Origin of the sequence: Marinitoga hydrogenitolerans DSM 16785, assembly GCF_900129175.1 — a bacterium.
GTDB classification, from domain to species: Bacteria; Thermotogota; Thermotogae; order Petrotogales; family Petrotogaceae; genus Marinitoga; species Marinitoga hydrogenitolerans.
On the sequence record NZ_FQUI01000010.1, the window covers coordinates 47,514 to 57,882 of the forward strand.

11 protein-coding genes are annotated in these 10,369 nt (G+C 27.1%); all 11 read left to right on the plus strand.

The features are described from left to right. The first annotated feature begins 5 nt into the window (after positions 1-5). The 11 genes from BUA62_RS04395 to BUA62_RS04445 all read left to right on the plus strand — a co-directional run bounded on the left by BUA62_RS04395 (position 6) and on the right by BUA62_RS04445 (position 10,311). Positions 6-443: an ATP synthase subunit C gene (locus tag BUA62_RS04395; RefSeq protein WP_072863855.1), complete on the plus strand. Its 438-nt coding sequence runs from the start codon at positions 6-8 to the stop codon at positions 441-443. A 3-nt stretch (positions 444-446) separates the two neighbouring features. Continuing rightward, a complete protein-coding gene (locus tag BUA62_RS04400; RefSeq protein WP_072863857.1) occupies positions 447-761 on the plus strand; it encodes a V-type ATP synthase subunit F in 315 nt (104 codons plus the stop codon). Beyond that, on the plus strand, positions 754-1,329 hold the full coding sequence (locus BUA62_RS04405) for a V-type ATP synthase subunit E family protein (RefSeq protein WP_072863859.1): 576 nt from the start codon (positions 754-756) through the stop codon (positions 1,327-1,329). The genes BUA62_RS04400 and BUA62_RS04405 overlap by 8 nt, the downstream gene beginning before the upstream one ends. Next, entirely contained in the window at positions 1,329-3,074 is a 1,746-nt protein-coding gene (locus tag BUA62_RS04410) for a V-type ATP synthase subunit A (RefSeq protein WP_084670693.1), read from the plus strand. The genes BUA62_RS04405 and BUA62_RS04410 overlap by 1 nt, the downstream gene beginning before the upstream one ends. 22 nt (positions 3,075-3,096) lie before the next feature. After that, complete coding sequence (locus BUA62_RS04415; protein ID WP_072863863.1) at positions 3,097-4,467, plus strand: V-type ATP synthase subunit B; 1,371 nt, start codon at positions 3,097-3,099, stop codon at positions 4,465-4,467. A 33-nt stretch (positions 4,468-4,500) separates the two neighbouring features. Further along, the gene (locus BUA62_RS04420) at positions 4,501-5,109 is read left to right on the plus strand and encodes a V-type ATP synthase subunit D (RefSeq protein ID WP_072863865.1); all 609 of its coding nucleotides are present in this window, start codon (positions 4,501-4,503) and stop codon (positions 5,107-5,109) included. A 406-nt stretch (positions 5,110-5,515) separates the two neighbouring features. Next, on the plus strand, positions 5,516-5,908 hold the full coding sequence (locus BUA62_RS04425) for a methylglyoxal synthase (RefSeq protein ID WP_072863867.1): 393 nt from the start codon (positions 5,516-5,518) through the stop codon (positions 5,906-5,908). A gap of 1 nt (position 5,909) precedes the next feature. Further along, positions 5,910-6,560 (plus strand): PAQR family membrane homeostasis protein TrhA, encoded by a 651-nt coding sequence (trhA, locus tag BUA62_RS04430; RefSeq protein ID WP_072863880.1) that lies wholly within the window; start codon positions 5,910-5,912, stop codon positions 6,558-6,560. A gap of 32 nt (positions 6,561-6,592) precedes the next feature. Beyond that, the gene (locus BUA62_RS04435; RefSeq protein WP_072863869.1) at positions 6,593-7,501 is read left to right on the plus strand and encodes a phospholipase D-like domain-containing protein; all 909 of its coding nucleotides are present in this window, start codon (positions 6,593-6,595) and stop codon (positions 7,499-7,501) included. Further along, the gene (locus BUA62_RS04440; RefSeq protein ID WP_072863871.1) at positions 7,494-8,504 is read left to right on the plus strand and encodes an ABC transporter substrate-binding protein; all 1,011 of its coding nucleotides are present in this window, start codon (positions 7,494-7,496) and stop codon (positions 8,502-8,504) included. Before BUA62_RS04435 ends, BUA62_RS04440 begins: the two co-directional genes overlap by 8 nt. A 1-nt stretch (position 8,505) precedes the next feature. Beyond that, positions 8,506-10,311, plus strand: a complete 1,806-nt coding sequence (locus tag BUA62_RS04445; protein WP_072863873.1) for a diguanylate cyclase — start codon at positions 8,506-8,508, stop codon at positions 10,309-10,311. Positions 10,312-10,369: the final 58 nt, after the last annotated feature.

A 10,369-nucleotide genomic window follows, 5' to 3' on the forward strand; every position in this document is an offset into this window, starting at 1 on the left:
TAGTTATGGCATACATTATTTCTCTCTTTATTTTAGTATTTTTAACTGTTGTTTTCGGATTTTATTTTGCAAAAAACCCAGAAAAATCCAGAAGATTCGCAAAGAAAATATTTGCAGGAAACATAGCTCTATTTATAGCTATTATGGTATTCGCTTTAATTAGTTTAGTTCCAACAACTACATACGCTGCTTCTGATAATCCTTCAACTCCTGTAGTTGATACAACAGACAATACAGGTCTAGGATTAATCGGTGCTGCTTTAGCTACAGGTTTAGCTGCTGTTGGTGCTGGTGTCGGTGTCGGTATGGTTGGTGCTGCTTCAGTTGGTGCAATTAGTGAAAAACCGGAATTGTTAGGAAAAACTTTAATCTATGTTGGCTTAGCTGAAGGTATTGCTATTTATGGGTTAATAGTTACCATAATGATACTTGGGAGGATATAATTCATGAAATTTTTTCTCATTAGCGATAACATCGATACTACAACAGGTTTAAGATTAAGTGGTGTAAAAGGTGTTGTTGTTCATGAAAAAAATGAGATTTTAGAAGCATTTAAAAACGCTCTAAAAGATAAAAATATTGGTGTTATTTTAATTACAGAGTTAGCAGCCAAAAAAATACCTGAAGAATTAAAAAATCATAAACTTTCAGGAAAACTTCCTCTTATTTTTGTTATACCTGACAGACACGGTTGGAGAAGTGATAAAGATTTTATTACCAAATATGTAGAGGAAGCTATTGGGGTGAGAATAAATGAATGAAATGGAAAATAAATTAGACAAAATGATAAGATTATTAGATAAAGATTTTGAAATAGAATTCATCTCTATTAAGAAAAAGTATGAAGATGAATATAAAAATATTGAAGAAAAAATAAAAAAGGAAATAGACAATTATGAAAAAATAAAACTTAAAGAAGCTCATGAAAAACAAGAACAAATCTTAAAATTAGCTGAAGCTAAAGCTGAACTTAAATTAAAACAAGAAAATTTAATTTTAAAAAATCAGTTGTTATCCAAAATATTGGAATTATTAAAAAGTAAACTAATAGATTTAGATCCAGAAAGAAAAAAGTTGTTTTATCAAAAATTATATAGAGAAGCAGTTAAATTGATTGATGAAGATTACATTGTCTTATGCAACGAAAAAGATTATAATATCATTAACTCTTTTATAAAAGATCATAAAATTGAAATAGACAATACCATTAAAGGTGGAATAATCTTGAAAGGAAAATATTTAAATATAAAAAATACTATAGATTCATTTATAGAAGAAAATAAAAACTGGATTTTCAGCCTTGTCTTAAAAGAGGTGGGAGAAATATGATGCAAATTAGAGAAATAAATGGCCCTGTTGTAAAAGTTAAAAATGCAAAAGGGGTTTTTATGAATGAAATGGTTAGAGTTGGTAATTTTAAATTAACTGGTGAGATTATAGGTATTGATGGTGATATTGCAACAGTACAAGTGTATGAAGAAACCTCAATGCTAAAACCCGGAGAACCTGTTGAAGGTACTGGAAAGATGCTATCTGTAGCTCTTGGTCCAGGATTACTCGGTAGTATTTATGATGGTATTCAAAGACCTTTAAATGAATTAATCAAAAAATCCGGGTCATTTATTGGAAGAGGTATTGATTCTTTTGGCCTTGATGAATCTAAATTATGGGAAGTTTCATTTATAAAAAAGATTGGTGATATTGTATCCGGCGGAGAAATTATTGCAGAAGTTCAAGAAACAGAATATTTAAAACATAAGATAATGATACCTCCAAATATTAACGGAAAAATAATAGAACTTAAAGAAAATGGAAGCTATAGAGTCACTGACACATTAGCAAAAATCGAGACAAATAATGGCATTAAAGAGATAAAATTATATCAAGAATGGCCTGTCAAAATACCAAGACCTGTGAAAAAACGTTTAGAGCCAAAAATTCCATTAATTACTGGGCAACGTGTAATAGATTTGTTTTTCCCTATAAGCAAAGGCGGAACAGCTGCTATACCAGGAGGTTTTGGTACAGGTAAAACAATTACTCAACATCAATTAGCAAAATGGGCAGATGCTGATATTATTGTATATATAGGTTGTGGAGAACGAGGTAATGAGATGACAGAAGTTTTAGAGGAATTCCCTAATTTAAAAGATCCAAGAACTGGGGCTCCATTAATGGACAGAACTGTTTTAATAGCAAATACCTCTAATATGCCTGTTTCAGCAAGAGAAGCTTCTATTTATACAGGTATCACTATTGCAGAATATTTTAGAGATATGGGATATAATGTTGCAATAATGGCTGATTCTACATCAAGATGGGCTGAAGCTTTAAGGGAATTATCTGGACGTCTTGAAGAAATGCCAGCTGAAGAAGGTTACCCTTCATACCTCGCATCTAGAATTGGCCAATTTTATGAACGAGCTGGAATTTCTGAAAATCTAAATGGAACAAAAGGTTCCGTTACAATTATAGGTGCAGTTTCACCTCCCGGTGGAGATTTTTCGGAACCAGTTACACAAAACACCAAAAGATTTGTAAAATGTTTCTGGGGATTAGATAAAAACCTCGCTTATTCCAGGCATTATCCATCAATTAATTGGCTCACAAGTTATAGTGAATATTCAGAAGATTTAAAAGAATGGTTCTCAAATAACGTTGAAGAGAAATGGAATTACTATCGAGATGAAGCAATGAAATTATTAACAGAGGATGATAGATTACAACAAATTATAAAAATTGTAGGGGAAGATGTCTTGCCAGATAACCAAAAATTAGTTGTTTTAATAGCTAAAATAATAAAAGTTGGTGTTTTACAGCAGAGTGCATTTAGCAACGTTGATTCGTTTTGCTCATTGGAAAAACAATATAATTTAATAAAAGTTATTATGGATACTTATAATAAAGCAAAAATATATATTGATAAAAATATAGCTATTAGTCGTGTTTTACCATCAGAAATTGTTTCTAAATTACTTACAATGAAAGAAGAAATTAAGAATATTGACGAATTTAAAGAAATAGAAAATATGATGAATGAACATTTTAAAAAATTAGACACTATTTATAATTAAGTCTCCTTGTGGAGGTGAGTTAATGGCAATTAGAGAATATAGTGGAATTTCACAGATTCACGGACCACTTATTGTTATTGAAAATGTTAAAGATATAAAATATGATGAAGTTGTTGAAATTGAGCAAAATGGTCAAAAAAGAACTGGAAAAGTTATAATGGTTAGTGAAAATGCTGCTATTATCCAAGTTTTTGAAGGAACACAAGGCTTATCTTTAAAAGAACCTAAAATAAAATTTTTAGGAAAACCTTTAGAAATTAATATATCTCCTGATATATTAGGAAGAACTTTTGATGGTTTAGGAAGACCTATTGATAACATGGGCGAAATTATTGGAGAAAAAAGTATCGATATTAATGGTTCTGCTATTAATCCGGCAGCAAGAGAATATCCAAGAAATTTTATACAAACTGGAGTTTCAGCTATAGATAGCATGCTTACTCTGATTAGAGGACAAAAACTCCCTATTTTTTCCGGAAACGGATTACCACACAACAGATTAGCTGTTCAGATTGCTAAACAAGCAAAATTAAAGTCAAATGAAGAATTTGCTGTAGTTTTTGGGGCTATTGGTCTAAAGAAAGATGATGCAAATTTTATTATAAAAAGTTTCGAAGAAAGTGGCGCCATTAAAAATATGGTGGTTTTTTTAAACTTAGCTAGTGACCCAGTTGTTGAAAGAATTGCAACTCCCCGAATAGCTTTAACGGTTGCAGAATATCTGGCATTTGAACTAGAAAAACATGTACTTGTTATATTAAATGACATGACAAATTATTGTGAAGCATTACGAGAATTATCTAATTATAGGGGTGAAATCCCGGGAAGAAAAGGGTTCCCCGGTTATCTTTATTCAGATCTTGCATCCATATATGAAAGAGCTGGTATGATTAGAGGAAAAAAAGGATCTGTTACGCAAATTCCTATTTTAACTATGCCAAATGATGATATCACGCATCCTATTCCTGATTTAACTGGTTTTATTACAGAAGGACAAATTGTTTTATCACGTGATTTGCATAGAAAAAATATTTACCCACCTATAAATGTTTTACCTTCATTATCAAGATTAATGAAAGATGGCATAGGTAAAGGATATACAAGGGAGGATCATCCAGATGTTGCTTCACAATTATTTGCTTCTTATTCAAGAGTTTTTGAAATAAGATCTTTAGCAGCTATTATCGGTGAAGATGATTTGTCAGATATAGACAAATTATATCTAAAATTCGGAAAAGAATTTGAAGAAACTTTTATCAATCAAGGATTTAATGAAGAAAGAAATTTGGATTCAACACTTGAATTAGCATGGAACATATTATCTATACTTCCAAAAACAGAATTGACAAGAATAAAGAAAACATTTATAGAGAAATATTACAATGAAAAATAATTTCTTTAACCACCAAAGATTGAAGGTGAAAAAATGATTTTTAATCAAACAATTCCAACAAAAGGTAATTTAATAAATTTAAAGCAACAATTTGTTCTTGCAAAGCAAGGACATGACCTGCTTGAGAAAAAAAGAAATATTATCATGAAAGAATTAATAGATTTAATAGATCAAGCCAGAGATATTCAAGAAAAAATATTAAAAATTTTTGAAAAGGCCTATGAGTCTCTTCAACTGGCAAACCTTGATTTGGGAATTGAAAATGTTGAAGAATATGCAAATGGTGTTCCTGAATATGATAATTTAAATATAAGATTTAGAAGTGTAATGGGTGTAGAAGTTCCAGAATTCTATCGAGAAAAACAAACAATTGAGATTCCATATGAAATTTATAGAACTAACGCCGCTCTTGATCAAGCTTATATTTCATTTAAAACTGTTTTGGAACTAATAACTGAAGCCTCAATTATAGAAAACAAAGTTTATAAACTTGCATATGAAGTAAAAAAAACCAAAAAGAGAGTTTCATCACTCGAAAATATTGTTATTCCTCAATTGAAAGAATCTATAAAATTTATTCAAGATACTTTAGAAGAATTTGAAAGAGAAGAATTTTTTAAATTAAAAAAATTAAAAAAATAAAAACTCTTGACAAAATATTTTTTTTATGATATAATTAACAATGAGAGTTGTTTTTACGACCTGGAATTTTCAGGTCGTTTTTTGTTTTCTATGGGATTTGAGCATCTTAAAAATTTTATTGTTCGATAAAATTATGTTATAATTTAGATGTTTAAAAACATACGCTTACGATGTCTAAAAAGTCAAATTCACTCAGACAGCTTGATTGCTAATCCTTAAAATTATTTATTCTCAGCCGTCGCTCAAACAATACATCGTGTATTGTTTCGCTCAAAATTACATCCATGTAATTTTGACGGCTTCCATTCATAATTTTAAGGGCAATCTTCGAGTCTTCGTTTCATTTGAGACTTTTTAGACAACCTAAATATATGCTAAATATAATTAAAATTTTTGGAGGGATAAAATGATAAATGTTGCTTTAATAGCTCATGATAAGAAAAAATTGGATTTAGTCATGTTTGTAAAAGAATGGAAACACGTTTTCAAAAAATGTAATTTATATGCTACTAATTCTACAGGAACTTTAATTGAACAAAAAGTTGGTTTGAAAGTAACAAAATTTGCTTCTGGTCCATATGGCGGTGATTTACAAATAGGTGCTATGATAACAGCTGGAAGTATGGATTTTGTAATATTTTTACGAGATCCTTTAACTGCTCAACCACATGAGCCTGATGTTTCTGCTTTAATGAGAGTATGTGATGTTCATAATATCCCTCTTGCTACTAATTTAGCTACGGCAGAAGGTCTTGTATTAGAAATTGAAAAAAAAATTCCTATAGCGGAAGGTGAATGATATTAAAGACTTAAATAATTTTGAAAAATATACAAAAGGCGAAGAACTTGCAAATTCAATAACTCATGGAATAGGTGCCATATTAAGCTTGGTTGCTCTTGTCATCTTGATTATTTTTTCTTCATTTAATGGAACTTTTTTACAGACATTTAGTGTAATTATATATGGAATTAGCTTATTTTTGCTATATTTATCTTCAACTTTATATCACAGCATTCAACACAAAAAAGCAAAACAAATTTTAGAAATTATAGATCATTCATCTATTTATTTATTAATCGCAGGAACATATACACCTTTTACTTTAGTAACTTTAAACGGAAAAATTGGTTGGTCAATTTTCATAATAGTATGGATACTTGCTTTAATTGGTATAATTTTAAAACCTTTCTTTGTAAAAAAATTCAGAATATTATCAACTCTATTATATATTGCAATGGGATGGATGATTATCTTCGCCATAAAACCTCTTGTTAATAATCTTCCACAAACAGGTATTATGTGGTTAGTGATTGGTGGATTATCATATACTATTGGAGCTATATTTTATATCTGGAGAAAATTGCCATATGGTCATATGATATGGCACCTTTTTGTGTTAGGTGGAAGTGTTTCTCACTTTATAGCTGTATTTTTTTACGTTTTAAATTAAACATTATTTTTTATATTAAATCGGGGGATATTATGTATAAATTCTTCATATTGATTTTTATCCTATTTGCTCATATTATTTTTTCTTATGAAATCTTCATAACTCCTTCTTATAAAATATATAATTTTATAAAAGAAAAAACTATCTTATCAGATAATCTAAAATTTGCTTCTTTAAGTATAAATTCCCCATTTTTAGAACTTTTAGATACCAACAAATCTTCAGGATATATAGAATATGAAAATTTATATTTCAAAAGTTACAATATATTACCAGATAAAAATCTTGAAGGGTATTTGCATGAAAAATTTATTATTTTTGATAATAATAGCGTTTTATTTGGAACAGGAAACTTTACAAAAGGTAGCATTTTTGAAGATTTAAATATTTTTATATATTCTGAAGATAAAAACATTGTTTCTTTGTTTTTAAAAGAATTTGATAATTTTAAAAATGGGAATTTTGGAAAAAATAAAAGAATAATAGATAAAGTTATAAATTCAAAAGATTTAGGTAAGGTCGTATTTGTAACAGGACCATCAGAAAACATTTTTAATGTAATAGATAATTTTATATTATCTTCGAAAAAAATTCTATATATTTTCACTTTTTCGTTTACCGATAATAGAATTTTATATAATCTGGAATATTTATCTTCAAAAAATATAGATGTAAAAATTATAGCTGATAATTGGAATATAAAAAACTACTCTAATTTAAAGTATTTAAAAAGCGTAAAATATACTATTTCAAAAAAATATAGAAATATGCATTTAAAGGTGTTAATAAATGAAAACGGTGTTTTACTCGGAAGTTATAATTTAACTTATAGAGCCAGAGAAAAAAATGATGAGTTCATTATTATTTTATACAATAAAAATATACAAAAGACTATGTTAGATTTATTCAACAAATTATGGAGTGAGGAAAAATATGAATAAAAAAACTTTTTTTATCTCTTTTATGGTTGTTATTATTGTTACTATATATATAATAAATAAACCTATAAAAATAGGAATAATAGGAAATTTTAGTGGTGATGAAACTTTTACAACACAAGATGTGGTAAGAAGTGTGAATTTATTCTTAAGTGAAAACAAACAAGTTAAACTAAAAATATATTATGAAGACGCCAGCGGTAATCCTGATAGTGCTTTAGTTGCTTATAATAATTTAAAAAAGAAAAATATAAAAATTATACTATTCTCGACAGATTCCACATCATTTAAACCTATATATCCCTTATTAAAAAAAGATAAGATACTTGGAATAGGTATTTCTATCAGCCATGATTCTTATACCAATGAAGATGATTGGTTTATAAGAGTTTCTTTAAATAATAAAAACGAACAAAAAAAAATTTCAGATTTTTTAAATAAAAAAACTAAAAAAATTTTAGTAATTAAAAGCTATGAAAATTCTTTATATATAAATAATGCTTTTGAAAATTTTAAAAAATTCTATAATGGAGATATTAACTTAATTACTTTAGATAAAATTACATCATCAATAAAAAAAATTAAATCTCTTTATAATGGCGAAAACTATGCTTATCTATTAATAAACTCTGTTAATAAAACCGTTTTAATTTCAAATCTTTTGAAAAGATTAAATCCTGAGATAAATATAATAGTTTTATCCTGGTTTAATGATGATGAAATTACGAACTTATTTGATAATCATAATAATATTTTTTCTCTTACATATTTTCAACAAAACCCTGATTTCTTAAAAACTTTTAAGAAAAAATATAATAAAAACCCAAATATATATGCTTATCTTACATATGAAACACTGGAAATATTATCTCAAACATTTAAAAATACTAAAAATAACCCAAAAGATATTAAAAATTATATATTGAATAATTCGTTTACTACTTCATTTGACACTGTTGAATTTGATAAATATGGCGAAATTAAACGCACCTTACGGAGTGAATAATGTGAAAAAAATTATTCTATTATTCATTATTATAACATTAACGCAAATTTCTTTGAGCTATACATTAAAAATAGGGGTTTATGAAAACCCTCCGTTGATGTATGCAGAAGATGGGAAAATCAAAGGAATATTACCTGAAATAATGAATTATATTGCAAAAAAAGAAAAATTTACTCCTCAATATGTTTATTTAAATTTTTCTGATGCTTTGGATTATCTCGAAAATGATTTAATAGATATGGTATTGGGAGCTGGATATACGAAAGAAAGAGATAAAATATTTGAATATAATTCCGTTCCATTATACGATACTTATGGTAAGATTTTTACGAATAAGCATACGAAGATACAAAATTTTATAGATTTGAAACATAAAAAAATTGGCGTTATAAAAGATGATATTTTTTATACAGGTGAAAAAGGTTTAAAAAATATAAATGAAATGCTTGACTTAGATATTAACTTTATTGAATTTAATACACATGAAGAGATGTGTAAATCGTTAAGCAAAAATGAAATAGATGCTGGATTGCTTAATTATTACTCTGGAATAACTTTATACAAAAAATATAATTTAGTAGAAACACCTATTTCCTTTTATATAATCAATGCTTATATCATATATCATAAAAAAAGTTTAAAGGATATAATTCAAAAAATAGATATTGAATTGAGTGAATTAAAAGCTAATAAAAATTCCATATATTATACAGTAACAAACAAATATATTTTCAATTTTAAATTTCCAACATGGATTAAATTATTTGTATTTTTTTCTTTAATAATTTTAATTTCATTATCTTTTATAATATTATTAATGAGAAACATTATTCAAAAAAGAACCATAGAATTAAAAAAACAAATTGAAATTACAAAATCTAAAAATGAAGAATTAAGATTTTTGTTAGATTCCCTTGAAGCATATACAAGAGAGTTACAATTCACAAAAGAAAAATTAGAAAAATCCGAAACCTTATTAAAAGCCATTATAGAAAATAGTCAGGATGGCATTTTATTTGTCGATAAAAAACTCAATATAATACTGGCAAATTCTGTCTTTAAAAAATGGACAAAAAGAGACTTTAAAAAAGAATTAAAAGAAGGAGATAATCTAAAAGATGTTTTTAAAGGAGAAAACCTGTTTTTTAAAGAAATCGAGATTGCTATAAAAGAAAAAAGAAAGTTCTTTGTAGAAAAGGAAATAAAAAGATTTGATGGAAGCAAATATTGGGTAAGCAATAGTTACTATCCAATTTTCCAAAGCAAAGAAATACAAGGTATAGCTTTAATTAGCAGAGATATTACAAAATCTAAAAAGAATGAATTAGTTTTGCAAAAAATGGCTCATTTTGATTCTTTAACAAATGTTTATAATAGACATGCTGGATTTCAATTATTAAATGAAATCATATCTTTATCCAAAAGAAACGGTATTCCTGTTACTATAGGTTTTATAGATGTAGACAACTTAAAAAACATAAATGATACTTATGGTCACTTTGAAGGTGATAAATCATTAAAAATCATAGCAAATACTATAAAAAAACATATTAGAGAATCTGATATTGTTGCAAGATATGGCGGAGATGAGTTTTTTATAGGTTTATACAATTGCAGATTAGAAAATGCTCGGAGACTTGAAAAAAATATAGCAAAAGAGCTGAAAAAACTTAGTGAAAAAAATAAGATTAATTACAGTGTTAGCTTTGGCTTCATAGAATATAATCATTCAGAAACACTTGATTCGATAATATCCAAAGCTGATGAAATTATGTATAAAAACAAGAGAAAAAAGAAGAAGCTCTAAGCTTCTTCTAAATATCGAAATTTTTACTTTGCTATTACATTACATTTCTAATTTTTCT

Excerpts from the sequence above, each read along its gene's own strand:
- BUA62_RS04395 (WP_072863855.1), top strand. The coding sequence starts at position 6 with ATGGCATACATTATTTCTCTCTTTATTTTAGTATTTTTAACTGTTGTT.
- BUA62_RS04400 (WP_072863857.1), top strand. The coding sequence starts at position 447 with ATGAAATTTTTTCTCATTAGCGATAACATCGATACTACAACAGGTTTA.
- BUA62_RS04405 (WP_072863859.1), top strand. The coding sequence starts at position 754 with ATGAATGAAATGGAAAATAAATTAGACAAAATGATAAGATTATTAGAT.
- BUA62_RS04410 (WP_084670693.1), top strand. The coding sequence starts at position 1,329 with ATGCAAATTAGAGAAATAAATGGCCCTGTTGTAAAAGTTAAAAATGCA.
- BUA62_RS04415 (WP_072863863.1), top strand. The coding sequence starts at position 3,097 with ATGGCAATTAGAGAATATAGTGGAATTTCACAGATTCACGGACCACTT.
- BUA62_RS04420 (WP_072863865.1), top strand. The coding sequence starts at position 4,501 with ATGATTTTTAATCAAACAATTCCAACAAAAGGTAATTTAATAAATTTA.
- BUA62_RS04425 (WP_072863867.1), top strand. The coding sequence starts at position 5,516 with ATGATAAATGTTGCTTTAATAGCTCATGATAAGAAAAAATTGGATTTA.
- BUA62_RS04435 (WP_072863869.1), top strand. The coding sequence starts at position 6,593 with ATGTATAAATTCTTCATATTGATTTTTATCCTATTTGCTCATATTATT.
- BUA62_RS04440 (WP_072863871.1), top strand. The coding sequence starts at position 7,494 with ATGAATAAAAAAACTTTTTTTATCTCTTTTATGGTTGTTATTATTGTT.